General features: G+C 55.2%; 23 protein-coding genes and 1 pseudogene. 15 read left to right on the forward strand and 9 right to left on the reverse strand.

Features of this window, described 5'->3' with window-relative positions; translation table 11 throughout:
- Window position 1 precedes the first annotated feature (1 nt).
- The 8 genes and pseudogenes from H8K03_03385 (at window position 2) to H8K03_03420 (ending at window position 8,448) form a co-directional block, all read left to right on the forward strand.
- Entirely contained in the window at window positions 2–889 is an 888-nt protein-coding gene (locus H8K03_03385; GenBank protein ID UVT20971.1) for a substrate-binding domain-containing protein, read from the forward strand.
- An 18-nt stretch (window positions 890–907) separates the two neighbouring features.
- On the forward strand, window positions 908–1,360 hold the full coding sequence (locus H8K03_03390; GenBank protein UVT20972.1) for an IPT/TIG domain-containing protein: 453 nt from the start codon (window positions 908–910) through the stop codon (window positions 1,358–1,360).
- A 79-nt stretch (window positions 1,361–1,439) separates the two neighbouring features.
- Window positions 1,440–1,817 (forward strand): hypothetical protein, encoded by a 378-nt coding sequence (locus H8K03_03395; GenBank protein UVT20973.1) that lies wholly within the window; start codon window positions 1,440–1,442, stop codon window positions 1,815–1,817.
- 373 nt (window positions 1,818–2,190) lie between these two features.
- Window positions 2,191–3,405 carry a hypothetical protein gene (locus H8K03_03400; protein UVT20974.1) on the forward strand — a complete coding sequence of 405 codons (1,215 nt, stop codon included), beginning with the start codon at window positions 2,191–2,193 and terminating at the stop codon, window positions 3,403–3,405.
- Window positions 3,406–3,804: 399 nt separating this feature from the next.
- Complete coding sequence (locus tag H8K03_03405; GenBank protein UVT20975.1) at window positions 3,805–5,079, forward strand: 4Fe-4S binding protein; 1,275 nt, start codon at window positions 3,805–3,807, stop codon at window positions 5,077–5,079.
- Window positions 5,080–5,134: 55 nt separating this feature from the next.
- Window positions 5,135–5,320, forward strand: a complete 186-nt coding sequence (locus H8K03_03410; GenBank protein UVT22577.1) for a hypothetical protein — start codon at window positions 5,135–5,137, stop codon at window positions 5,318–5,320.
- A 289-nt stretch (window positions 5,321–5,609) separates the two neighbouring features.
- Entirely contained in the window at window positions 5,610–6,167 is a 558-nt protein-coding gene (locus H8K03_03415; protein ID UVT20976.1) for a hypothetical protein, read from the forward strand.
- Between the two features lie 309 nt (window positions 6,168–6,476).
- Window positions 6,477–8,448 (forward strand): annotated as a pseudogene (locus H8K03_03420) (PhoX family phosphatase).
- A gap of 105 nt (window positions 8,449–8,553) precedes the next feature.
- Here the strand turns inward: H8K03_03420 and H8K03_03425 are convergent.
- Entirely contained in the window at window positions 8,554–8,841 is a 288-nt protein-coding gene (locus H8K03_03425) for a hypothetical protein (GenBank protein ID UVT20977.1), read from the reverse strand.
- A gap of 50 nt (window positions 8,842–8,891) precedes the next feature.
- Entirely contained in the window at window positions 8,892–9,917 is a 1,026-nt protein-coding gene (locus H8K03_03430; protein ID UVT20978.1) for a hypothetical protein, read from the reverse strand.
- A gap of 273 nt (window positions 9,918–10,190) precedes the next feature.
- Between H8K03_03430 and accC the strand changes: the two genes are divergently transcribed.
- The 6 genes from accC to tenA all read left to right on the forward strand — a co-directional run bounded on the left by accC (window position 10,191) and on the right by tenA (window position 17,563).
- Window positions 10,191–11,609: an acetyl-CoA carboxylase biotin carboxylase subunit gene (gene accC / locus H8K03_03435; protein ID UVT20979.1), complete on the forward strand. Its 1,419-nt coding sequence runs from the start codon at window positions 10,191–10,193 to the stop codon at window positions 11,607–11,609.
- Window positions 11,610–11,656: 47 nt separating this feature from the next.
- On the forward strand, window positions 11,657–13,612 hold the full coding sequence (gene oadA / locus H8K03_03440; GenBank protein UVT20980.1) for a sodium-extruding oxaloacetate decarboxylase subunit alpha: 1,956 nt from the start codon (window positions 11,657–11,659) through the stop codon (window positions 13,610–13,612).
- Window positions 13,587–14,597, forward strand: coding sequence for an alpha/beta fold hydrolase (locus H8K03_03445; protein ID UVT20981.1), 1,011 nt, complete (start codon window positions 13,587–13,589; stop codon window positions 14,595–14,597). Before oadA ends, H8K03_03445 begins: the two co-directional genes overlap by 26 nt.
- A gap of 52 nt (window positions 14,598–14,649) precedes the next feature.
- Complete coding sequence (tpx, locus tag H8K03_03450) at window positions 14,650–15,318, forward strand: thiol peroxidase (GenBank protein ID UVT20982.1); 669 nt, start codon at window positions 14,650–14,652, stop codon at window positions 15,316–15,318.
- An 85-nt stretch (window positions 15,319–15,403) separates the two neighbouring features.
- Window positions 15,404–16,807: a Si-specific NAD(P)(+) transhydrogenase gene (gene sthA / locus H8K03_03455; protein UVT20983.1), complete on the forward strand. Its 1,404-nt coding sequence runs from the start codon at window positions 15,404–15,406 to the stop codon at window positions 16,805–16,807.
- 87 nt (window positions 16,808–16,894) lie between these two features.
- On the forward strand, window positions 16,895–17,563 hold the full coding sequence (tenA, locus tag H8K03_03460) for a thiaminase II (GenBank protein UVT20984.1): 669 nt from the start codon (window positions 16,895–16,897) through the stop codon (window positions 17,561–17,563).
- Window positions 17,564–17,921: 358 nt separating this feature from the next.
- Here the strand turns inward: tenA and H8K03_03465 are convergent, their stop codons facing one another.
- The 6 genes from H8K03_03465 to H8K03_03490 form a co-directional block, all read right to left on the reverse strand.
- On the reverse strand, window positions 17,922–20,321 hold the full coding sequence (locus H8K03_03465) for an RNA-binding transcriptional accessory protein (protein ID UVT20985.1): 2,400 nt from the start codon (window positions 20,319–20,321) through the stop codon (window positions 17,922–17,924).
- Between the two features lie 225 nt (window positions 20,322–20,546).
- A complete protein-coding gene (locus tag H8K03_03470; GenBank protein ID UVT20986.1) occupies window positions 20,547–21,254 on the reverse strand; it encodes a hypothetical protein in 708 nt (235 codons plus the stop codon).
- Window positions 21,255–21,305: 51 nt separating this feature from the next.
- Entirely contained in the window at window positions 21,306–22,742 is a 1,437-nt protein-coding gene (locus H8K03_03475) for a class II fumarate hydratase (protein UVT20987.1), read from the reverse strand.
- A 296-nt stretch (window positions 22,743–23,038) separates the two neighbouring features.
- Complete coding sequence (locus tag H8K03_03480; GenBank protein ID UVT20988.1) at window positions 23,039–23,302, reverse strand: hypothetical protein; 264 nt, start codon at window positions 23,300–23,302, stop codon at window positions 23,039–23,041.
- A 354-nt stretch (window positions 23,303–23,656) separates the two neighbouring features.
- A complete protein-coding gene (locus H8K03_03485) occupies window positions 23,657–24,106 on the reverse strand; it encodes an Hsp20/alpha crystallin family protein (protein UVT20989.1) in 450 nt (149 codons plus the stop codon).
- A gap of 136 nt (window positions 24,107–24,242) precedes the next feature.
- Window positions 24,243–25,376, reverse strand: coding sequence for a citrate synthase (locus tag H8K03_03490; protein UVT20990.1), 1,134 nt, complete (start codon window positions 25,374–25,376; stop codon window positions 24,243–24,245).
- A gap of 130 nt (window positions 25,377–25,506) precedes the next feature.
- Here H8K03_03490 and H8K03_03495 point away from each other — a divergent pair, with 130 nt between their 5' ends.
- Window positions 25,507–25,899, forward strand: a complete 393-nt coding sequence (locus H8K03_03495; protein UVT20991.1) for a hypothetical protein — start codon at window positions 25,507–25,509, stop codon at window positions 25,897–25,899.
- A 79-nt stretch (window positions 25,900–25,978) separates the two neighbouring features.
- Here the strand turns inward: H8K03_03495 and H8K03_03500 are convergent, their stop codons facing one another.
- The gene (locus H8K03_03500) at window positions 25,979–26,362 is read right to left on the reverse strand and encodes a hypothetical protein (protein ID UVT20992.1); all 384 of its coding nucleotides are present in this window, start codon (window positions 26,360–26,362) and stop codon (window positions 25,979–25,981) included.
- Window positions 26,363–26,378: the final 16 nt, after the last annotated feature.

Here is a 26,378-nt window from a genome sequence, read left to right on the forward strand (position 1 = left end):
CATGGATGGCTCTCGTCGCGGCATAGTACCAAGCCGGTCATGGCTTCCCCTGGAATCGGGAAGCTCTATCACGAGAAGACTGTCGGTGTGCCGGCTGTTGATCGGCCTGATCCTCTGTCTATCCCCTGCCATTACCGTTGCCCAAACTGCCGGAAGCCTTGTCATCGCCGGCAATGGACCGGAACAAGCCACCATCGAAACGCTGGCACGCGCGTTTGAGAAAGCTAATCCCCGTGCCTATATCGATATTCTATGGGACGAGGATTCCAAGCCATTGCAGCTGGTCAAGACCGGCCACGCGCAGATTGCCGTGACAGGAGCTGAGGACCCAGCGCTGATGGGCACACAGATCGGCTGGGACGGCATCGGCATTTTGGTCCACTTGTCCAACTTCACCAAAGAAGTCACGAAGCAGCAGGCCGCCGACATCTTTTCTGGGAAAATTAAAGAATGGTCGGAACTGGGTGGGCCGGATACCAGAATCCTTCTGATCGACCGGCCGCATAATCAAAACATCCGCGAGGCGTTCGAGTCTCAACTCGGCATCCCTGGGAAAATTCCTGAAAACGCCAAAGTCATCGGTGGAGATGAGACAGTCGTCAAGACCGTCGTTGGAACCCTTCCCCCCCTATCTGCTGCATCGTATATCTCCTTGAGCACCGGCCTCTCCGTGGTCTCAGACGGTGTCGCCGTTCGGTTACTGCAGATCGATAAAGTCGAGCCTGAAGTACCGACGGTAAAAGATGGGCGGTACAGCCTGCGGCGCCCTCTCCTGCTGCTGGCTAAAAAGGAGCCAAATCCCCTGGTTGAGGCCTTTACCAAATTTGCGTTGTCTCCGCCCGGCCAAGCGATCATTGGAGAAACTTATGTGCCCATGCCGAGCAAGTAAATCCGAAAGGAGGTCCCGATGACTCCCCGATCCCTGCCGTCCCTCATCATGATCTCGTTGCTGGCGATTCTCTTCTCTCCGCCAGGCTCATTCGCCGAAGAGGGGTCTGTCGTCGACGGCGCCGGGTATACGTTGTTCGAGACGGAATCGATCAAGGGGCACGACGAGCAGAAACTCGAGAAGGATCCAGTCTGCGATAGTAGTAGGAAACCCAAGATCGCCACCGTGGAGCCGGACGAAGCCAAGCCTGGACAAATCATCACGATCAAGGGCGAAAACTTCGGCACGAAAGATTGTTTTCGTGGCGTGGCGTTCAGTGCGGCCGGCTCCACAAAGATCGATCATAAATTCGTGAACGACCGGACCATCGAAGCGACGGTTCCCGATATTCAGCCCGGCATGTCGTTCATCGATGTCGTTGCCGCCGGCGGCAACGCCCGTTCGAAAGCGTTTTTGGTACAAGCCAAGTAGCAGCTCGACAAGAGAATGCCTCATTGTGTATCTTATCGATGCACAGTAGGCAGTCTGGTCCGCAAAGAAAGTTCATCTCATGCAACAATTCTGGGTCCAACGAGGTGTCTCGACCGTATTCCTGATCGCAAGCCTTTCTGCATCGTTGCCGGCTGCGGCGAATCCGCCTACTAAGGAGCGACTGCCCCTCATGCTCAGCGGCGCCGGCTGCGGCAGCAAAGAAGCTGAAATGAACACCGTCTTGCAGGCCATTCCAGGCGTGACCGGCGTCTATTTCAACCGCGTCCCTGATCATGTGCTCGTGGACATTACCGTCGGCACCGTTAAGGCAGCGGATGTGGTCAACCGCGTCAACGATGCGGCGACCTCATGGCAATGCCGCGTCGAACTCATGCAATCATGCATCACCGCGGACATGCCATCCGCCTCGGCCGCCCCTCACCATACTGAGCAATAGTTAGGAATTACGACCTCCCTCTGTTTGCAAAGATCCCTCACAAATAGCCCAATTGAGCTGTTTTTAGCTTTCCTCTGTTCATCGGCATGTCCCGGGTCAATCTTGCCCCTCACGCGTGCGGATCAGATCCTCGAATATGGTGTAGTGATCGCACTCAGAGCAGCACAAAAACAGGAAAAACTATCGATACATTTTCATTTCAGGTACATCTTCTTGTAACAGCCTGTTCAGACCGGGTCGTACAGTGTGCGAGCACTGCTTCAGAATTGGTCAGAACGTTGGTTCGAGGTTCGGTCACCAAAGATTCGGGTTGTAACCCCACAAACACCAAGTACCAATCGGCAACGGAATTTGCGCTAGGGATCCAGTTCACATGCGGCCCTCTCACACATTCACAAAAATAACAACAATGATCGGCATCTCGGCGATTGTACTGCTGGCCGTCGAGATCTTATTGAGAATCGCTCAGTATCCACCACCTATTCCATCAGGATGGGGATGGGACGGGTCGCCGAGGAGAGGACTGGCTGCTACGAATGACTCAGTTCAAAATGAATTGGGGCTGCGCGGAAATCCATTCTCGTACGGCACTGATGATATCGTTGTCCTGCTGGTAGGCGACAGCAATGTGGAAGCCGCAACCAGTGGACTCGACAGGATGCCAGAGCGCTTGCTTGAACGCCACCTCTCTACCCTTCTCCCCTCTCGAACATTTAAGGTCTTCTCCCTCGCCGCTTCCGGGTGGGGGCAAGATCAGCAGCTATTGGCTCTCGAACGGTATTTTCAAGCATATCGAGCCGATCTGGTCCTGGTGTGGGCACAGCCCGTGAATGATTTTTGGGAGAATACGTTCCCCGACCGGAATGAGCATATCAAGCCGACGTTTTGGTTTGACGGACAGTCGCTTCAGGGACCTTTTTTCCATGACGGCGTTCATCTGAGCCGGTTCCGAATATGGGATCTCGCCATACGGGCTAAGCTGCAATTCAGGCATCGAAGCGTGGCACAACATATCCTTCACGAATGGGTACCACGCCTTCCATCTGACGCGAGGGCCCCGAGCGAATCGCGGCCACCTCGTTGCACGAACCTGCCCGTCATTAATCAACAAGACCTTGCAAAAGATATCTTTTCCCTATCGGACGAACGAAGGGTAGTGGTTCGAACCACTGAGGACGTTCAACACAGCCGAAGCCACTTTTCGCCATACATCCGACCACGTTCCCCCAAGGACAACTATTTGATCGATATCACCCGCGCACTCGTGGCTAGAATCAAGACAACAGCCGAGAAACACAAGGCAGCCTTCAGCGTATTCTATCCGATCAGACCGGACTTCGATAATTCAGGCAAACGTGGGGTGCGGTGCGTTGAAACGAGCACGGGCCAACTGTTCGAAGCACAGTTGGATATGCCGGAACTTCTCCGAAGCCTGGTTGCTCAACCCGATTTGATCGAAATCACGTTGCAAGGAAGGGAGGAAATATCCGTCAGCCCGACAGACCGCCACTTCAGCACTATCGGAAACGACCAGGCCATGCAGCTCTTAGCTCAAGAAGTGCTTCGACGACACCTCATTCGGCAGTGACCAACTGGCCCCACAGGGCCGCTTTGATACTCTCCAGAGACAAACCCTAGAGTGGGATGCTCCGAGACGACTTCACAGAACCCTCGTAATATCGTGAACACACCGCAACGCCTGCTATCACTGCAATAGGTACGTTCGATGCACAGAACCTTTGATGCATCGTTTCTTCCCGAGCAGAAGCTCAAACCGTTCAGCGGCAACTCGCCGCTATGTAGCCAGGCACTGAATCGCCCTGTGAGGCGATCCCCCACTTTCCAAGAGATGGCCTGCTCCAATTAGCAATTCCCTCCAAAGAGGGGCAACACCCCTCCTCCTCCCTCTCCTATCCCCGCATTTAGGGGAACGCCAGTTACTAGCCACCCTGATAGATTCAGCCCACTCATTAGGAGGAACACCACAATGAGTTCTGACGTTATCGACAACCTGCCACGGCGTGAACTCCCGATCATCGCAATCGACGCTCCCGAAAACAATACCCACAATTCGTGCAAGGTCGGAAGTCATGTCGATCAGCAACCCACGAAACGGTACAAATATAGAATGATAGCACTGGCGTCGGTGCATGCCTATATCACGTTTCATCTCATCTCATGGCATGTGTTCGACTTTCAGATTTGGGGCAAGACCGCAATGATGGGCGTCCCTTCTCTTGCCAAGGGAACCATTAATGCCGCGTCGATTATGGTGGCGTTAATATTGATTTCCATACTGATCTGGGGACGTGCTTTTTGTGGTTGGGTCTGCCACATGCGAGGAGCAATTGAATTCGCTGACTGGATTTTGCGCAAGCTAAAAGTACGGCAATACCTCAACCTGCGCGAGAAGAATGTCCTTATCAACACGCCTCATCGTTGGCTCTTGCGGATCGGGGCACTATTTGTCCTGCTCTTGCCAGTCATCATATTGATCCTCAAGGCCGGATTTACTCCACAAGTCAACGTTATGTCACCTCCTCCCATAGCCGATCTGCCCGGTTATGAAGGTAAGGCTTTCGCTCAAAGCGCCCCTTTAAATTTTGATATCAAACCAACCTGGAATGATTTCTTGTTGGCATTCGGCTTGGCGGTGTTTATCCAGTTTACAATGAGTATCGTGCTGAATTTGCGGTATGGACAAGGGGCATTTTGTAGAATTCTTTGTCCGTATGCCCCAATGATGGCGCCTCTTATGAACATCTCTCCTGTCCAATCTAAAATAACACGCGTTGCGCAATGTACAGGCTGCCGCGATTGCAGTAACGCATGTCCACAAGGAATTGATGTCAGTCGAGAGATTTTCCATTTCAACGGTAAAGTGATCAACCGAGAATGTATCAAGTGTTACGCCTGTATCGATGCATGCGACGACCACGTCCTAAAAGACACGGCGGCCCCAGGTGTTCCTCAAACCGACAAATTGAAACCGTATGAGAAACGCCCTTGGCAGCAAGAGCTGCTCAGAAAAGATGGATATCGAACTAATGCAAGGCACATGCAAGTGTACGAACCGCTCGGACCAGTAACCGATTTTCTGTCGCTCTTGGTCGCATTGATCGGTGGGGCTGTTACCTCAAAATTCGGCGGATTCTGGTTTTATCCCGGAGCAATCTTCGCATTTATTCTTTTTAGGCAGGTGTGTGTAGTAGGTACCAGATGGATGGAGGCTGCGAAAGCCCAGCGAGCGAAATGCGCTTGAGCAGCAATACCGTGTGAATATGGTAACGTTTTGAATTGTTCACAAGGAGGCATCGATGAGCGAATCACAGAGAGTCAATACCGCGAATGATATAGGAAGGATCCAAGAACTCATCATGTTTGTGCAGGAGAGAAAGTCATATTGGTTGGCGCCGGTCGTGTTCGTGTTACTGTTGCTGGCAACACTGATTTACTATGTTGAAGGCGCTGCCGTTGCGCCATTTATCTATTCGATATTTTAGATAAGTCTTGAGCACTCCGTCGCAAAACTGACTTGGGATTTGGTGCCATGCTCCACGATACTGGAGCACGAGCCCGGTCTCGTGACTGAGCCCGTGATCCAGTATCCAGATCCCACTCACAATCTCTTGCCGCTTGGCGTCATTGCGTTCTCTGTCCTCTCCGTTCCATCGATTATCTCCGCGCGGCTCGGCGCATTCGTTGGAAGCCAACGTGCAACATAACCGACCGCCCGATTCGTTCATCCATCCGTGATACACTACCGCCGATCCACGTTCGCAAGGGAATCTGATGGATTTCGTCTCACACGGTCTCTGGGGTTCGATTGCGTTCGGTCGTAAGAGTCGATCGAGTTTCGGCCTGGCCTTCGCCATCGGGATGGCGCCCGATTTGTTTTCATTCGGGGTGCTGTATGGCGCGGCCACGCTCGGCTTGTCGCCGAGGCCTGATTTCAGTCGTGGCACTCCCCTGGAATCCACGATTCCTGAGTACGTCCATCACCTCTACAATTACACCCATAGTTTCATCGTATTTCTCGCCGTCTTTCTCCTCGTGTGGCTTATCCTAAAGCGACCGGTCTGGGAACTCGGAGCATGGGGACTACATGTCTTGGCCGACGTGCCCTTGCACTCCTACGCATTTTTTCCGACTCCCGTGCTGTGGCCCTTGTCTAACTGGAAATTCGACGGCTGGCAGTGGATGACACCGGGTATTCTCATTATCAACTTCTCGTTGCTGTCCCTGCTCTACGCGTGGTTCATCCGTCATCTCTATCTGACCAGGAAGAAAGAGAAGCCATGGCAAGGAGTTGCTACTCGACCATCCGCTCTTGAAAAACAGCCGGACTAGCGCTGCGAACAGTGATTCTTCGGTTTCTTCATCCCTCTCCTCCACATGACCGCCTGTTCTTATTGTGCCAACCTTGCAGCCATTTTCTGCTCAGACCCTAAAATGTTTGTGCTGCATCGAGATATGAACAGGATTCTCAAGAAAACTTTACGGAAACCTGAGAATTCACTGACCGACCAGTAACGGCATTCCAACAGAATCTCACAGTAGTGAATAGGGGCGAACCGGGGACTGCAGCCTCGATTCATTCCAATTCTTCTAGACAGAGATGCTCTTCAGCAGAGCCGCTCATAGTGATGGAGAAAACACATGAACAATCTCGATGATGACAAGGGGTGTAATACCTCGAGCAACGAAAGCTCCCAGGAAGTCCTTGAAGCACGCATGTCGAGGCGCAATTTACTGAAAAACGGCATCGCGACCGCCGTATTTCTGTCCCTCGGTGGAGTAGATGCGCTCTTGCGAGCTGTGCCGACTTCGGCCCAATCACACGGCTCCACTCTACTCGGGTTTCAGAGCATTCCGGTGTCGGATGCCGACACCGTCGTGGTCCCGACTGGTTACACGGCGGACGTGCTGATTTCTTGGGGTGATCCTGTCTCCAATGGCCCGGCGTTCAAGCAGGACGGCACTAACAGTGCCGCGGAGCAAGCCCGGCAATGGGGCATGCACAACGATGGGATCGTCTATTTCCCAATCATCGGCTCTCAGCGAGGTCTCATATGTCAGAACAACGAATATACGGACGATGGATTGCTCTTCAGCGATGGAATCACGAACTGGGATCAGGAAAAAACCAATAAGTGTCTCAATGCCCACGGTGTCTCGATCATCGAGGTGACCAAGCGAACCGGCTTTCCCTGGGACCCCAGGCGTCGCAAGGGCGAGTGGGATGTCGTACGTCCCTCCCCATTCGCTCGCCGGATCACTGGCATGACTCCAATGAACATCGCGGGTCCCGCCGCCGGCGATCCGCGACTCCGAACAACCGCCGACACGACCGGGACAAGGGTCCTCGGCACTTTGAACAACTGCGCGATGGGATTTACACCGTGGCACACGTACCTTACGTGTGAGGAAAACTTTAACGGCTTCTTCATGACCAAAAGTCGGCCCACCCGACGTGAGAAGCAATCTCGAGAAGCGATACGGTATCGCCCCATTCAGTAGCGGGTTTCGGCTGCATACCACGGATTTTAGGTTCAATGCCGACGCCGAACCTAACGAGCCGAACCGCTTTGGCTGGGTTGTGGAAATCGACCCGTTCCGACCCAACTCTACACAAGTAAAACGCACGGCCCTGGGGCGGTTAAAGCACGAGGGCGCATGGGTCCAAGAGACAAAGGACGGCAAGATCGTCGTCTACATGGGTGACGACGAGCGCAACGAATATATTTACCGCTATGTTTCAAATAAACGTTGGCGGGTGGCTCGATTGCTCGGGGAAAGTCCCCTGGATGACGGGATTCTTTACGTAGCCAAATTCCATGCTGACGGAACCGGCGAATGGCTGCCGTTAACACCGAACAACCCGGCGTTGGCAGGATGGTCATTACCCGATATCCTCATCAATACTCGCGCCGCGGCAGACGCAGTCGGCGCCACCATGATGGATCGCCCGGAATGGATCGACACGTTCCCCGAATCGTTGACCGTTGTCGCCACACTTACGAACAACAATCGGCGAGGCAGCGCTCCGGCGTCGTCCAACGCACCGGACGGCAGCACGGTAGCCGGTACCGCCAGACCCTCGGTGGATGCGGCGAACCCTCGCTCGGTTAACAACTACGGACACATCCTCCGCTGGTACTATGCGAAGGATTTCTCGGAACCGAACTTCGGATGGGATATCTTTGCTCTGTGCGGTGATCCTGCCAATCCGGCACATGGATCCACGATTATCGGCGACAAGTATGGATCACCCGATGGAATCTACTTTACCCCGAGCGGGCGTCTTTGGATCCAAACGGACGTGTCGACGTCCACGATCAACAGCGGTGTGTACGCCGGTTTCGGTAACAACCAGATGCTCTGCGCGGACCCGACCACACGTGAGACCCGACGTTTCCTTGTGGGACCTAAGCAATGCGAGATCACCGGTGTGTTTGTGACCCCGGATGAAAAGACCATGTTCGTCGGTATACAACATCCCGGTGAGACACCCAACGATCCCCTTAATCCCAAGGCGTTCAGTTCCTGGCCGGACGGTGCGGCCGGTGGACGACCTCGTTCGTCCTGTATTGTCATTACCAAGGACGACGGGGGACAGATCGGCAGTTAGCGCAGTCGGATGAAGGGGCGTGCCCCAGGCGGTGCGCGCCCCTTCATCCATATTACCGCTCCACCCCTGCGCCCACGGCTCCACTCTCGCCATCTCGCGAGCCAGTCATTTGACAGGTATCATGGTTGAGAGTGGATCGAAGGATTTTCTCTGTTTTCCGGGGTCTTGGTCGATCAGTTTCAACGCTTCCAGTTGTGACTCCAACTCTTCAATCCGTCTGTTCTTCTCACGGATTTGTTTCTGCAGCGACTGCATCTTGCCTGATTGATCGGCAACATACATCCGCTTATGCTTCATGGGGCTGGTGGGAACTGTTGCGCACGCGCTCAGGAGAACGAAAATGGTCAGCGCACTACCCAAGACAGTCCAGCGGTTTCTGTTCTGTTGCTTCATACGATGCGACTCCTGCTCGAAAACTTTCCCTTTGAGAAAATAGGCGCATGTCATGATGCCGGCAAGTCGGCGGCAGATTTCGACCATCGGTCATAGATGAAGTTCCAGACTCGCAGGGCATCGACAGTCAAGGTCGCGCCATAGGTGGGACCGAAGTCTCGCTCGGAGATGTTTCCCATACTATCGTTCCAGGTTTCGAGGCGCACCGGACCGGCGGAGAACGCGATCGCCCACGCGAACTGTTCCTGGCTTCTTCCTACGGTATTGACAAAAATTCCGGAATCCCACATGAGCGCAAACTCGATTTCCCACGTCGGGATCGTTTCACCACTTTCGGTCGTCTGATACTGACCAAGAGCCACAGAAGGCTGTACCAGCGCTGCAGTATGTCTAATCGAGTGAAGAACTGCCCCGTTGTCCTGATAGCTGATCCGTCCCAACGCAGAGACCCGGACACTCACATCCCCCCACTTTTCATGATGATAGATGGTCGGGGTGATCGGCATCCGCCTAATGCCGGCTCGAAGAAACCCTTGTTGATAGATGGTCCCGACGGAGAACCCGCCGCCTACAAACATGATCTTTGGACGAAACAAGGGGAACCATCTGGTCAGAGAGCCATCAATCATCACATCGGTCTCGCGGCGAGGGTCCACGGTCGGAACTGACGGAAGTTGACGAAGTTGATGCACAACTTTGTTCTGAAAGAACTGGGTGGGTTCATCACCCGTGGTGCTGATCCCAGCCGTGAGATTGGTGCTCCAACCCTGCCACTTCCCACCCCAATGTTGGGTCCAACTCATCGTGATCAAGTTGAAACCAAGCGTATTGCCCACCGTGGAATCGTACTTGTTCCCTAAGCCATCCGTCGGGGTGAACCGGTTGAGGGTCAGCCCTCCAGTGGCGGTAGAATACTGATCGGGGAAGGCCATCGCCCCCCAATGGACGGATGGAGCAGGACTTTCACTCCATGCGGGCGATGAGACCAGTCCTATGAGGGACAGGACGCCCACAATCAGCTTCCATGCTAATCGCCCCCACCAGTACCTCTGTGTCGTACAAAAGGCTTCGGCCATCGGAAAAGAACCTTTCTTCGTCAATGTCTGGGGACAATCGCCGGTCTGTTAGGCGGGCGACTGTGTGATCCCAGGACAAAAGACCTTGGCATTTTACATAAGAAGAACGGAGGTGGCGACCCGATTGTTCGACAACCGACGGCGCACAACAATCTTTCGTTTTTGATGAGCAATTCTGACTGCCTTGCGATGCTTCACCCTCGACAGACCTCCTGATCCTATGCTAGCTTACGCGTTCATTTTCCTGGTCATATACCGTCCCACGCGAAAACCATGTTTAAGAAAATATTGATCGCCAATCGCGGTGAAATTGCCATGCGGATCATCCGTGCCTGCCGCGAATTGAACATCGCCACTGCCGCGATCTATTCCGAAGCCGATTCGACCGGAATCTACGTGAAGAAGGCTGACGAGTCCTACCTGGTCGGGCCGGGTCCGGTGAAGGGGTTTCTCGACAGCAAACAGATCGTCGACCTCGCTAAACGGATCGGTGCCGACGCCATCCATCCAGGATATGGATTTCTCTCTGAAAACGCTGAGTTTGCTGAGCTCTGTCAGACTTCTGGCATCACATTCATCGGCCCTTCGACCCATGCCATTACCCTGATGGGCAGCAAGGTCAAGGCGCGAGAACTTGCCCAACAGGTCGGTGTCCCCACCGTACCCGGCACAAAAGGCGATCTCACCGACGTGAAGGAGGCGCTGGCCTTCGCCAAGAAGACCGGCTACCCGATCATGATCAAGGCAAGCGCCGGAGGGGGAGGCCGTGGACTGCGTGTGGTCCGGTCCGATGAGGAGCTCCGAGAAAACATGGAAGTCGCCTCGCGTGAAGCCCAGGCGTCGTTCGGAGACGGACGGGTGTTCCTCGAAAAATGTATCGAGCGCCCCCACCATATCGAATTTCAGATATTGGGTGATCGCCACGGCAATATTATTCACTTAAATGAGCGTGATTGCTCAATCCAAAGACGTCATCAGAAGTTGATTGAAATCGCCCCGTCTTTGATTCTGACTCCGAAGTTGCGGGAGGAGATGGGCACTGCTGCTGTGACCATCGCACGGGCGGTGAATTACGACAACGCAGGGACGGTGGAGTTTCTGCTCGATCAAGACGGCCAGTTTTACTTCATCGAGATGAATCCGCGGCTTCAGGTCGAGCATACCGTGACGGAACAGATCACCGCGATCGACATCGTCCGGCATCAGATCTCCATTGCAGCGGGACGGCCCCTCGACATTCAGCAAAAGGACGTCATACTCCAAGGGCACGCGATCCAGTGTCGGATCAACGCCGAAGATCCCAAGAATAACTTTCTCCCCTGCACCGGCACCGTTACAGCCTACCTTTCTCCGGGAGGAATCGGCGTCCGTATCGACGGTGCGGTCTACAAAGATTACACCGTGTCGCCCTACTATGACGCCCTGCTGGCTAAGTTGACGGTTCGGGGCCGCACGTGGGAAGAAGCCGTGAGCCGGATGAGACGGTCGCTCGAAGAGTATGTGCTCCGTGGAGTTAAAACGACGATCCCTTTCATGGAAGCGATCATGCAGGAGCCGGACTTTATTGCCGGACGTTTCGACACATCCTATCTGGACACCCATCCTGAGTTGTACTCGTATCACGAATTCGAGCAGCCGGAAGATTTGGTGCTGGCCTTATCTGCCGCAATTGCCGCCTACGAAGGATTGTAACCCGGACAATACCCCGCACTGATTCCGAAAGAGATGCACGAGACGTCATGGCGAAACGACGACCAACAGCAAAAAAACAGCAGAAAACATCCCGACCGTCCGCTCCGCTGGTCAAGACTCCAAAAAGCGCCAAGCCGCGCTCCAGTGAATTTACGATCCAACCGGCAGTCGGCAGACCGGTCCTGATCACTGACGTCGCGTTGCGAGACGGTCACCAATCGTTGCTGGCTACACGGATGCGCACAGAGGATATGCTGCCCATTGCCCAAAAACTCGATGCCGTCGGCTATTGGTCGTTGGAGGTATGGGGCGGCGCCACCTTCGACACCTGTCTGCGATTTTTAAAGGAAGATCCCTGGGAACGACTCCGCGCATTGCGGGCTGCGATGCCCAACACCAAGCTCCAAATGCTGCTACGAGGACAAAACCTCGTCGGCTACCGACATTACGCGGACGACGTGGTGGAACGATTCATCGAACGTTCGGCCGCCAACGGGATCGATGTCTTCCGCATTTTCGACGCGCTCAATGACGTGCGGAATGTCGACCGGGCCGTGAGTGAAGTGAAGGCCTGCGGGAAACATGCCGAGGCCACCATCTGCTATACCGTCAGCCCGGTCCATAGCATCGATCGGTTCGTGGATCTCGCGAAAAAATTAGAAGATCTAGGGACAGATACCATTTGTATCAAAGATATGGCCGGCCTCCTGGCGCCGCTTGAGGCCTATCATCTGGTGCGTCGGTTGAAAGCTGCCGTCAAGGTTCCGCTCCATCTCCATTCGCATTACACGTCCGGGATGGCTTCCATGGCTTCCCTGATGGCGATACTTGGAGGCCTGGACATGCTCGACACCGCCATGTCACCGCTGGCAGGCGGAACGTCCCACCCGGCAACGGAAACGTTGGTCGCAGCGCTCCAGAATACTCCCTACGATACCGGGCTGGAACTCGCGTCCTTCCCGCCGATTACCGAACACTTTCGCTCCGTTCGCCGCAAATACCGTCAGTTCGAAAGCGACTTTACCGGTGTCGATGCCGAAATTCTCACGTCGCAGATTCCGGGCGGAATGTTGTCGAACCTGGCGGCTCAGTTGACGGAACAGAATGCCTTAGACCGGATGAAAGAGGTACTCGACGAGGTCCCGCGCGTGCGAAAAGAGATGGGCTATCCCCCGCTTGTCACCCCGACCAGTCAGATCGTCGGGACCCAGGCCACACTGAACGTGCTGACCGGAGAGCGTTACAAGGTCATCACGACGGAGACCAAGAACTATTTCTTGGGCTTGTATGGGCGCGCGCCGGGTCAAGTCGACCTCGATGTGATGGCACGCGCCACCGGCGACGAAACTCCGATCAAGACCAGACCGGCCGATCGACTGGAGCCCGAATTGGAGACCGTCAAGAACGAGCTGCCCGATTCAGCCCAGAGCATTGACGACCAGCTGTCGTTCGCGCTGTTTCCCACCATCGCGCGTGACTTTTTCGAGGCTCGCGAAAAAGGCGATTTAACCCCGGAACCGCTCGAATTGGGCTCGACCAAAGGCCCTGCGACCGCTCATGAACTGCATCTGGCTCCCGTGGAATTCAATGTGACGGTGCATGGTGAGACCTATCATGTAAAGGTGTCTGGTTCAGGCCGAAAGGTTGATGGGCGCAAGCCATACTACATCCGTGTCAACGACAAGCTCGAGGAAGTCTCCCTAGAAACCATCCAGGAGGTCTTGGCCGGCGTGCCGGAGTCGCAGGGGACCGATTCGGGAGGAAAACCGAAACGTCCCAGGCCGTCGAAGCCGGGTGATGTGGCTCCCCCCATGCCCGGCCGCGTAGTGAAAGTGCTGGTTGCGGTAGACGATCATGTGAAAGTCGGGGATCCCCTGTTGATCATCGAAGCGATGAAGATGGAAAGTCGGGTGCCGGCGCCGATCGATGGAAGAGTCGCCGCGATCCTAACCGCCGAGGGTGACAATGTGAAGACAGATGAAACGGTCATTCAACTGGAGTAATTCCAGCGCCGGCTCGACCTCACACCCGTACAGACCTGAACGGCTTGCGCTGTGCATCCTGTGCCTCATATCGTACCTCATGAGCTCCTGTGCCACGCCCTTACAGATCCCACCCTATTTTGAAACCTTAGAACGTACCCCGATAGAACGCATCCCAATCAAGACCGTCCTCGTCCGCGATCAAAGGATCGCGTATCTCGATATCGGTACCGGCCCACCAGTCATCTTGATTCACGGCTTCGGCGGATCCATGTGGCAATGGGAACATCAGCAACATGCCTTGGCTCAACATTTCCGTACCCTGACGCTTGACCTACCTGGTTCCGGATTGTCCGACAAACCTGACATCGATTACCTGCCGGACCAGATGTTGGACTTCTGTATTGGATTCATGGATGCCCTGCAGATCCAGAAAGCCACCCTGGTCGGCAACTCCATGGGCGCCGGGTTGGTCATAGGAATGACATTGACCCATCCAACCCGTGTCGACAAACTCGTGCTCATCAGCGGGCTACCGTCTCATGTCATAGCCAAGCTCACCAGTCGGTCATTCAGGCAAGCCCTGGAATCTCGAGCCCCTACCTGGCTGGTCTCCCTCGGCAACTGGCTGTTCGGCGGGCTGGTCACCGAAACAGTCCTGAAGGAAATCGTCCATGATCACAACCTCCTCACCCCAGCGGTTATCGAACGGTCCAACCACAATCGTCGGCGCCCTGGTATCATAAAACCCATCATGGCCGTGAGAAACGCCATCCCTTCCTGGGAAACCGATTTTGCTCCACGCCTCAGCTCCATCGCACACCCAACGATGATCATCTGGGGTCAATACGACCGGATATTTCCCATGGCCGTGGGCGAAGAACTTCACCATAGAATCCGTGGATCAGAGTTCGTCAGAATTCCCGATGCCGGCCACATGCCTCAGTGGGAACGCCCTGATCTGGTCAACCGATCTCTGATCACGTATATTGAACCATCACCCTGAACAGATCGTCCTCATGAGACCGATGATCCCCTGTTTCCTCACCAAGGAGCACATGATGCGGACACGATTCTATGGGTCCATCGGCGCAGTACTGCTCATTTCGCTTGGCTTCGTTGGATGTCAGACGACCGGAGGATCATCCGGCGGCACTTTTGTGTACAAAAGTATTCCGGTGGCAGACGGAAGCGCCGTCGCAGGAGAGGGCAACAATGTCATATTCAAGGGCAGCCCGCTTCCGCTGGCCGGCAACGGCGTGAAAGTCGGCGACACACTGCGCGATGTGAACGTGGTGCAGAACGATCTCTCGCTCGTCAACATCGTGGAGACCAAGGGTGCGGGAAAGGTCCGGATCATCAGCACGGTCCCGTCGCTCGATACCCCGGTGTGTGAACAACAGACTCATCTTCTGAGCGAACGGAATAAAGGCCTCGATAAAATGGTGGAACTCATCACCGTCAGCGTCGATACTCCCTTTGCCCAGAAACGATTTGCGGAGGATGCGAACATCGCCAATGTGACATTTCTGTCCGACTACCGAGGAGGCGAGTTTGGTAAAGCACATGGTCTCTTTTTGGAAGGTCCGCATGTGCTGACGAGAGCTGTCATCGTCGTCGACAAGACGAACACTATTCGCTACCTCCAAATCACTCCGCAACTCTCCCAGCTGCCGGACTTGGAAGAAGCCTTCCAGTTCGCCAGGCGATTGATCACGGAGAGCTAAGGGGACGGTACGTGGAGCTGAAACGACGGGCGAGCAGATAGTCGTTCGTTAGGCTCACCCACCTCTTTGTTGTCCGAAGGCTCTGATGGCTTATTACGACTTACTCGTCATCGGTACGGGACCGGCCGGCCAAAAGGCCGCGGTACAGGCAGCCAAGCTGGGCAAAAAGGTCGCCATCATCGAGCGAAAGATGGTCGTCGGTGGTGTCTGCATCAACACCGGTACGATTCCAAGCAAGTCACTCCGCGAAGCGGTCCTCTATCTCTCAGGATTCCGGCAGCGTAGCGTCTACGGTGCCACCTACCGTTTGAAGAAGACCATCGCGATCGAAGATCTTGCGTTTCGGGCGAATCATGTCATCAAGAACGAGATTCAGATCGTGCAAAATCAGATGGGCCGGAATCGAGTCGACATGTTTTACGGTTCAGCCAGCTTCGTCGATCCTCACCGCCTGCGTATACAAACGACCCGCGGTGCGCTTGAACTGACGTCAGACTTCATCGTCATTGCGGTAGGGACGGAACCGGCCCGGCCATCGAATATTCCGTTCGACGGCAGGACGATCATTGATACGGATGGGCTCCTGACGCTCAAGCGTATTCCCGACTCCATCGTCATTGTCGGAGGTGGTGTGATTGGGACGGAATATGCTTCGATGCTTGCCGCTCTGGGGGTCCCCGTCACCCTCATCGATAAACGCCCACGGCTGCTGGAGTTCGTCGACGCCGAGATCATTGAAATACTCCAGCAACAGATGAAAGAAATCGGAGTCACTCTATATCACGATGAAGAAGCCGTGGCCATCAAGAGGGCACGGGACAATTCCATCCAGGTCACCCTACGCCACAGCCGACCGATTCACACGTCGACGTTGATGTATGCGATCGGGCGAATCGGGGCGACACAATCGCTCGATTTGGACGCCATAGGATTGAAACCGGACGATCGTGGGCGCTTGCCCGTCAACGAACACTTCCAAACGGCAATTCCACACATCTACGCCGCAGGCGACGTCATCGGCTTTCCCGCCTTGGCCTCGACGTCCATGCAACAAGGCCGTCACGCAGCCTGTCATGCGTTCGGCCATCCGGATCGGCTCGACAACTCGCTCCTCCCCTACGGCATCTACGCCATTCCGGAAATTTCCATGGTGGGCCTGAATGAGGAAGAGCTCAAGCGTGCAGAAATCCCCTACGGCATCGGCATCGCCCGCTACAAAGAGATCGCGCGCGGACAGCTCATCGGCGACGAAATGGGCATGCTGAAACTGTTGTTTCATCGCCATACCAGACATCTGCTTGGCGTTCATGCCATCGGAGAAGGAGCAACCGAACTGATTCACATCGGGCAGGCGGTCATGGCCTTTCACGGCAAGATCGATTATTTCATCGATACGGTCTTCAACTATCCAACTCTGGCCGAATGTTACAAAGTGGCCGCGTTGGACGGCATGAATCGCTTGCCGAGACCATGGGTGCCCTACCTGTGACGCCGAAACATGTCCTGACACTTCGGCGGTATTGAGCCGGAACATCCTCCACGAGCTGCGAAAGGCCCCCCAGAAAGGAAGAGATGCATGTCATTCTCAAATCACCTACGAAAGCTTGCCAACTCAATCTGGAATGCCCAGTTGAGCCATCCCTTTGTCGTCGCACTAGGGAACGGCACACTGCCTGAACAGAAATTCCAGTACTACATTCTGCAAGACGCCAGGTTCCTGGGTGATCTAGCCCGCGTCTTTTCTGCCGCCGCGCAAAAGGCACCGGATTCCGACTCGAGCCTGCGGTTCAACAAGCTGGCGGAAGAGACCATCGTCGTAGAGCGGAGTCTGCATGAGAGCTACGGTAAGAAATGGGCGCTGACGGCGAAACAGATGACGTCGGTTCCGATGGCGCCGACAAATCACGCTTATACAAGACACATGCTGGCCGTGGCCGCTTCGGGAACTGCGACGGAAATTACCGTCGTCGCCCTGCCCTGCGCCTGGGTCTATTGTGTGGTCGGACAGCATTTATTGAGGAAAGGCCCCCCTGCCAAGAATCACCCCTACCGTGACTGGCTCATGCTCTACGCCTCGCCGGAATTCGCCGAAGTCCAACTATGGATGCGGAAGAAAGTCGATCAGTGGGCCAAGACGGCCGGCAAAGAGGAACTGCGGCGGATGGAAGAATCCTTCATCATCAGCTCGCGGTATGAATGGATGTTTTGGGACATGGCATGGAACGAGGAAAAGTGGCCGGTGTAACTGCGGGTAGGTGTCTCAACGCCTATCGGCTCCCGCACTCCGGCTCGACCGCGCTAGGCCTCACTCACGCTCGACTGCGCAACTCGCTGCATTCCATGGTTCACATGAATGCAGCGTCGGACAGTGCTCGCCGTCCGCTGCGCGGATCGCTTTGTTCGGCAAGTGCGATAGCCCGAGCCTCCGTGCAGGTCGCCAGACAGGCGCTGAGACCCCACTACTTGAAAGGCACACCAGCCACGAGGGTAGAAAGGAAAGAGAAGAGAAATCGAGAGTGGCTCACGGACAGACGCTTGCTCAAGGCCACCCGTCGATAACGTGGCTAGCAGATCGGACCGCAATGTGCTCTATTGGAAGTTCGTTACAAATTTTTCCGGGCCTTGGCCAATGCGAGCGCCATCGCACCGATCGGCTGGGGCATTCGTGCCGCTTGATCGGATGCCGATGGCCCACGCCCACGCGAGTCACGTGCTGACGCGTTTCCAGACTGTGTCGGTACAGATGGGCGGCTCGCAGTCTCCTCAAGGCGCATGGTCAGCGAAATACGCTGGCGCTTCAGATCGACGTCAAGCACCTTCACCCTGACGACCTGACCGGGCTTGACCACTTCATGCGGATCTCTGACAAACTTGTTCGCCAACGCCGATACGTGCACGAGCCCATCCTGATGGACTCCGATATCGATGAACGCACCGAATGCCGCCACATTCGTGACCACTCCCTCCAACACCATTCCGGGTTGCAGATCACTCAAGGATTCAACTCCCTCTCGGAAGGTGGCCGTCTTGAATTCTGGACGCGGGTCGCGCCCTGGTTTTTCCAGCTCGATGAGGATATCCCGCACCGTCGGCACTCCAAACTTCTCATCGGTAAAGTCCTTCGGCGACAACTCTCTTAAGACAGTCGGCCGTCGCATCACTTCGGCGATTCCGGTTCCTAGGCGTGTCAGAATCCGTTCGACCACCGGATAGGCTTCCGGGTGAACGGCAGAACGATCTAAAGGATTGTCTCCATCGGGAATGCGGAGAAAGCCTGCCGCCTGCTCGAAGGTTTTTTCACCAAGACGCGGGACATTACGGATCGCCGTTCGATTCGCAAACGGCCCGTTCGTATCCCGATAGTTCACAATATTCTTGGCCAGCGCCTTGTTCAGACCCGACACCCTTTCCAATAAGGGCGCCGATGCCGTATTGACGTTTACGCCGACTGCATTCACGCAATCTTCAACCGCGGCATCGAGCGACCGCGCCAATGCCCGCTGGTCGACGTCGTGCTGGTATTGACCGACCCCGATCGCCTTCGGCTCAATCTTCACCAGCTCGGCCAGTGGATCCTGTACACGCCGGGCAATGGAGACCGCGCCCCGCAAACTGACATCCAACTCAGGGAATTCCGCCGCAGCGAACGCCGACGCGGAATAGACCGACGCGCCTGCTTCACTGACCACAATTTTGGCCACCTTCTGTTCAGGCTTCTGGGCAGCGACCAGCTTGATCACCTCGATTGCCAGCTTGTCCGTCTCTCGGCTTGCTGTTCCGTTACCGATTGAAATCAACTCCACACCATGTTGAATGACGAGACGTAGGAGCGTCTCCAATGCTCCCTGCCAGTCCTTGCGAGGTTGATGCGGATAGATCGTGGCCGTTTCCAACAATTTTCCCGTCGTATCTACCACCGCCACTTTACAGCCTGTGCGAATGCCTGGATCCAGGCCGAGAACGGCCTTTGGACCGGCAGGCGCCGCCAATAATAGTTCGTGGAGGTTTCTGGCAAAAATCTTGATCGCCTCCGCTTCTGCCGCTTCACGTAACTGCACCAGCAGTTCGACGCTGAGCTGTAGATGGATTTTCACACGCCAGGCCCAGTCACAGACATCAGCCAGCCACTTATCGGCAGCCCTGCCGCGATCTTCAATACCGGCGTGAGCCGCAATCATTGAAACACAAGGATGCGGAACGACTGCGTCAAGCACCTCTCCCAAGCCCAATTCCAACTTCAGCACGCCGAAGGCACGGCCTCGGAACAACGCGAGCGCCCGATGCGAGGGGACAGTCTTGATCGACTCGGTATAGGCATAGTAATCGCGGAACTTCTCGTCTTCGGCCATCTCCTTGTCCTTCATCACCGTCGAGGTCAAGACGCCCTGTTCCCACAGACGCATGCGCAACGCAGCCAGCAAGCCGGCCGTTTCGGCAAACCGCTCGGTCAGAATATCCCGCGCTCCTTCCAGCGCCGCTTTGGCATCCGGTACATTGATGGCTTCCACCCCTTCAGCGGCAGGGACCACACGGATGTATGTGAGCGCTTCCTGCTCGGGAGTCAGCACCGGATCAGTCAACAAGGCGTCCGCCAACGGCTCCAGCCCTGCTTCGCGCGCAATCTGTGCGCGCGTGCGCCGCTTGGGTTTAAAGGGCAGATAGAGATCCTCCACGGCTTGCTTCGTCGCCGCCGCCTCAATGCTCGCTCGCAACGCGTCCGTCAGCTTCCCCTGTTCTTCGATCGACGTCAGAATCGCGGCACGCCGCACCTCCAACTCACGCAGATAGAGCAGGCGCTCTTCCAGCGTGCGTAGCTGCGTATCATTCAGATTGCCGGTCGCTTCTTTGCGGTAGCGCGCAATGAATGGGACCGTTGCTCCTTCATCAAGTAGCGTCACCGCCGCTGCGACCTGATGAGTCCCAACGCCGAGTTCCTTGGCGATGAGGGGAACAATCTTGAGCTGAACTGTGTCGGATGAGATCTGAGGTGCGACAACTGTCATCTGCAATGGTAACCGATCTTTCCGAACGCGTGAGAGGTTCGCGTTCTCTTAGAATATGATGAAGTCAATGATTGTCGTTGATTGATTGTATCGGGGTTACGTAATCGAACTCCGCCCACTGAACGAGAGAGGAGAAAAGGGTTTTATGCGAGCGGATAACTTGCCCAATTTCAGCTGTCCAGGCTGTGAAACGAGAAATGTCCCCGTTCGATCATACGCCAAGGATCAATGGGCAAGAGTCCCAAAAGCGGCAAACAGGCGCCCTGCGAGGTAATGGGTGCCCCGGATATCGCTCGACTCTTTACGCCGCATGAAGTCGTTCAGAACTCGTCCGTCTGTAGTCTTGTGGATGTCAGGCTGTTGGAGGTTCATCCGATAGCGAACAATCCCTCCTGACATCCAACTCACGAAGATCACCGTTCCATCCCGTTCCACCTGCTCGACCACGCCGACATGCGTGAGTGGATCATTCGGCAAGCCATCCCGATTGAAATCCCACGTATTGTGGAAAAAGACCAGGTCTCCCGGATGCACGGTCGGGCCATAATGAATTCGTCCGTGTTCCATGACATGGGTGTAGATACGCCCGACACCGTTTCCTCCATCGAGTTCACCCAACCCGCCGTACAAGTCGACCCGCTGTGTCGCGTATACCCCTCGGACGAAACCGGAACAGTCCGGAGCATAGTGCCGGCCACTCACTTCGATACGCGACCGGCCAAGGAATCTCACGGCTGTCTGCGCCAGCGCTTGCTGCCGCGGAACTCCCTTGGCCATGGAGCAGCAGTGCCCGCTGCGTGTTCCCATGGTAGGAATCACGTCATCTTGCGTCGGCTGAGGTCCTGCCGTCGCACAACCGTACAGTATCCCTGCGGATACGATGGCTAGAAGTCCAGTCGCTAACGAACGCCCGTGCTCGGCTGACTTCGTCATGCCTCAGTATACCGTTAAGCTGCTGCAAAGCCATACCGGAAAACAGTTCAACTACCCGCCTGCACTGCCCACTGGTCCGCCCGGTTCGGTCATGCGCCAGGGATCGAGGAGTTCGGCCAATCGCTTGTCGGGTAAGACTTTCTGTTCCTTCGCCATCTGTCTCACCGTCTTGCCTGACTTATAAGCTTCTTTGGCCAATTTTGCCGCCGCTTCATAGCCGATTTCCGGTGCCAGGGCCGTACACATGGCCAAGCTCTCTTCAATGAGGCTCTTACATCGTTCCTCATTCGCCTTGATCCCTTCGATGCATTTCATCGCAAAGTTGTTGGAGGCGGTCGCCAGCAGCTCGATGGACTGAAGCAGGTTGTAGGCCATGACGGGCATCATCACGATGAGCTCGAAATTGGCCGCCTGGCCGCCGACGGTCACCGTGACGTCATTACCGATCACCTGCGCGCAGACCATCGTGACGGACTCGGCGATGACTGGATTGACCTTCCCCGGCATGATCGAGGAACCAGGTTGCGTCTCTGGCAAATTGATCTCACCAAGGCCGCAGCGCGGCCCTGACCCTAGCCACCGAATATCATTGGCAATCTTCATGAGGCTCACGGCCAGAGTCCTCAATTGCCCGCTGGCTTCAACCAATGAGTCCTGCGCCGATTGTGCTTCAAAGTGATTCTTGGCCTCTTTGAACGAACAGCCGGTCTCCTTTGAGATGATAGCCATCACCTTGGCAGAAAATTTCGGATGACAGTTCAGGCCGGTGCCGACGGCAGTGCCTCCCAAGGCCACCTCGCTTAAGGCCCCTTGTGCTTGCTTGACCCTCTGGATACCAAGTTCGATCTGCCTGGCGTAGCCCCCGAATTCCTGACCGAGGCGAACCGGCGTGGCGTCCTGCAAATGGGTACGACCGATCTTGACGATCGTGTCGAATTCCTTGGCCTTGCCCTTCAACCCCTTCTGCAACCGAGTCAGCGCCGGCAAGAGCTGGTGCTGCATCAATTCTGAGGCGGCAATGTGAATGGCCGTTGGAATGACGTCGTTGCTCGATTGGCCGAGATTCACGTGATCGTTCGGATGGACGAGCTTGCTGCCACGCGCACCGCCGAGCAGTTCGGTCGCACGATTGGAGATCACTTCGTTCGTGTTCATATTGGTAGACGTCCCGGACCCGGTCTGAAAAATGTCCACGGGAAACTCGGCGTCCAGTTTTCCATCGACCACTTCAGTCGCCGCCTGCCGAATCGCATCCGCAGGCTTCTTCTCCAAGAGACCAAGGGAGTGGTTGACGGCAGCTGCGGCCCGCTTGATCATACCCATTGCCCGAATAACCGCCCGCGGCATCCGGAGGGAACTGATCGGGAAGTTCTCGATGGCGCGGGCAGTCTGCACGCCATAGTAGGCCTCAGCGGGAACAGCCAGTTCACCCATTGTGTCCCGCTCGATTCGGGTCGACGCTGATAGATTATTCTGATTCGTTTTCATTCGCTGTACTCCATGTCTAAGGGGGTTCTCGTACCTTGCGGGCGCCATGATAAACTTACCGCGCCGGCTTTCACAAGAGCATGCCGTCATGACTCCTGGCATTACGGGCGAAGCTCATGCAGGTTATCAGCGAGACCTCGATAAAGGGGTGTGAGAGTTGGTGATGCAGAAACGGGCGAGTGAGAAGTGAAAATCCTGCCTGACAAGGCGGGCTGTGCGGCTACCGGTTAAACCAAACGCTCGTCCCTTACCAGCCCCGGATAGAAGGACTACGTGACATCTTCCTATTTACGTCATCAAATTCGAGTGATTTCCCTTTCGACTTCTTTCGCAGTATCCGCCTCTGGTGTATACAGGTAGGCCGCTTCGCGTTTGGCCATTTTGAACGCATGCATCATGTCTGTTCCCATCCCTGCCAATGCGAGACACCATCCGCCTACTATCATCCACCAGACCAACGAAAATAGATCCGATGGCTGGTCGAAGTTGAAGACTGCCACTATCCCTGCCAGAACCAGCACAAATCCGACTGTCATCAGCGAATAGGTTAAAGTTTTCATCTTCGCCTCATCAAACATGTTAGGTGCCTGAACAAGTTCGACAACTAGGCGGAGTGTCTACACGCCTTCTTATTTACGCATGACAGCTATCACCACCTCCTCAATTATTGATCGTAGCAATCTCTTGCTTTGCGGATTTGCCCCTACCGATTTTGGGCGGACTTTACTCGTTTTCGTCAAATACACAATCCCTCAAGATGACCCTAACCGGTAGATCCAATTGGGCCATCATGTTCCATGGACGAAGGGCCTGGTAAGTGACGTGCGATCGGCGTCGGACGTGGAAGCAATCCAATGAAAAGGCCCGCCTGACTCAGGCGGGCCTTCGCTCAGAACATCTACTGCAAGAGAGGCTTATGCAACCTTGACTTCGATGGCTCTTGGTTTTGCCTTCTCCGACTTCGGCAGATGGAGATTCAGCACTCCATCCTTGAACTCCGCCTTGACCTTGGCATCGTCAATGACATCGGGGAGTGAAAAGGTCCGGACGAAACTGCCATAGGATCGTTCGATTCGATGATACTTCGTCCCCTTGTCTTCCTTCTCCTGCTTACGCTGCCCCTGAATCGTAAGCACTCCATCTTCCAACGTGACCTTGACGTCCTCCTTTTTTACATCCGGAATTTCAGCCTTAATCTGGTATTCCACATCAGTTTCACTGATGTCGACAGACGGAGTCCAATCGGCTACGATCATGGTCTCTTTCCCGGTGGTTCTGGACACTGCAGGGCGCGCGAACATGCGATTCAGCCGATCGGAAACTTCCTCCAGTTCACGAAATGGATCCCAACGTACGAGTGTCATAGTGAACCTCCTCATTGTCGATCTTATGTGGATTCAGGTTATCTGCGCTGGCGCGGCGCCGATTCAACTGCATGGTTCTTAGATAAATCGACCCATGGAGAAGTCAAGGGGCTGGACCGACTTGAAAATACGGGGGTTATCGATGCTCGATGGGCACGTAGGGCCGGTTATGTTCTCCGGAGTAGATTTGATCGGGCCTGAACAGCTTGTTTTCTCGCAACTGTTCCAGCCAATGCGCAAGCCAGCCCGACACGCGCGCCATCGCAAAGAGCGGAGTGAAGAGGTCCACATCGATGCCCATCTTGTCGTAAATAATGCCTGAGTAAAAATCGACGTTGGGATAGATGCCCTTACTATTCAGTAATTCCCCGGCTGCCGCTTCCACTTCCAATGCGATTTCATACAGAGGTGAGCTTCCGCATTCCTTGAACAAGCGCCGACAGAGTTCCTGCAGCACCGTTGCGCGAGGATCCTTGACCTTATAGACACGATGCCCGAATCCCATCAGTTTTTTCTTGTTTTGCAAAGCTCGCTCAACGTACCGCCGTGCCTTATCGGCCGTGCCGATCTCTCTGAGCATGACCACCACTTCTTCATTTGCGCCGCCGTGCAAGGGTCCCTTTAAGGCTCCGATCGATGAAGCCACGACGGTATAGGGATCGGCCAGGGTTGATGCCGTCACCAATCCTGTAAAGGTGGACGCGTTCATCGTGTGTTCGGCATGGAGGATCAGACAGTCATCAAATACTTCGGCCCATACTGGAGGGGCCACGGATTCCGTCAACATGTAGAAGAAATTCTCGCTGAACCCGAGATCGTCCCGCGGGGTAATGGGAGCATCGCCATGGCGAAGCCTCGCCCAGGCCGCCACGATCGTCGGTAATTTCGCGACCAGGCGTACCGCGCTCCAGTAGTTATTCTCGACGTCCTTGACGTTTCGGCCTGGGTAGAACATTCCGAGCGCGGCCACCGCCGCCTGGAGGGCATCCATGGGATGGCCTTGCTCAGGCAAGCACTTTAGCAAGTCAAGGATACGAAATTTGATGCGCCGATGGTGGGTGACGTCAGTGATCCATTGTTGGAACTCGGTCGCTGAAGGAAGGTGCCCAAAGAGGAGCAGATACGCCGTTTCCAAGTATGATGAGCCCGCGCAGAGAGCTTCGACTCGAATGCCGCGGTACTCGAGAATGCCGCGTTGGCCGTCGACATCGCTGATCGAAGAAGTGGCAGCCGGCACACCGGCCAAGCCCGGCATGAAATCATGAGGCATAATTCACTCTCCTGGGAAAAGTGTACTCTTCTGCCTACCCTACCACGGCTGCGTGGCGTTCTTGCAATGGAAAATCGTGCTTGGCATACTTCATATTGAGGATAATATCGGGTGATGAACAGAGACGCGAATGATTCGATCAGCCGCCATCATGTGCTCCTTCCTGATCGCACTAACGGGCCTCATGACTGTTTCATCCGTCACGGCAGACGAAGAAACGATCGCGTTCGCCGTCGTCAGCGAACCTCCCAAGGATAAGACACGGATTCCGGCAAAGGTCGCGATCGAGGGGACGGTCACGGACATGAAGCTGCTCGCATCCGACCAGATTCTGTCCAATTTAGCCTGGAAGACACTAGAGATCTGTCATGCGCTCAAGCTTGAGGGACAGAAGTCTCCGGAGGGATTCCGCGTGCTCTCGGTGCGCGCGATCGACGCAGCCATGTTACCGATGGTGTTGCAGGGCGTTGCGGGAGATTGCCTGCTGAAAAAAGCCTTGGAAGTAGCTCCCCTCGTCGATTAACATCTGACAGGATGTTGCAAAATTCTTCCAGCCCAATAGGCTAAATGATTTTTCGACAGGGTGCTGAAGACCAGGCACATCAGGCCGAACAGTCAGGGCATTGCTGCGGCTCATGGTCCGAATCACTTTCCTCCATGGTAAGGGGAAAGAGCATGTCGCAGGATCGGCACGACCGGACCTCAAAATAGGGAACACCGTGCTCATCAATTTCGGTAGGAAGAAGGAGCTCAGAAGGATCATACCCCACGAAGCCTCCATCGCTGAACTTCACCACCGCGAGCCGATCGTTGAAGGCTTCGAAGGTCGCTTCTTGCCCCTTGCGAGCGAGCACGTGGCCAAGCACACAGACCGGCTGGCCCTTCCGTTTGATGCGGAGATCCTTCAGTGTTCGCTGGAATGCAGTGGCGCAAGCAAACTGACCGGCAGAACTGGTTCCGACCCACGGCATAATTGCCCCTCTCATGCGACGACTACTAATT

Origin of the sequence: Nitrospira sp. (assembly GCA_024760545.1) — a bacterium.
GTDB lineage: Bacteria > Nitrospirota > Nitrospiria > Nitrospirales > Nitrospiraceae > Nitrospira_D.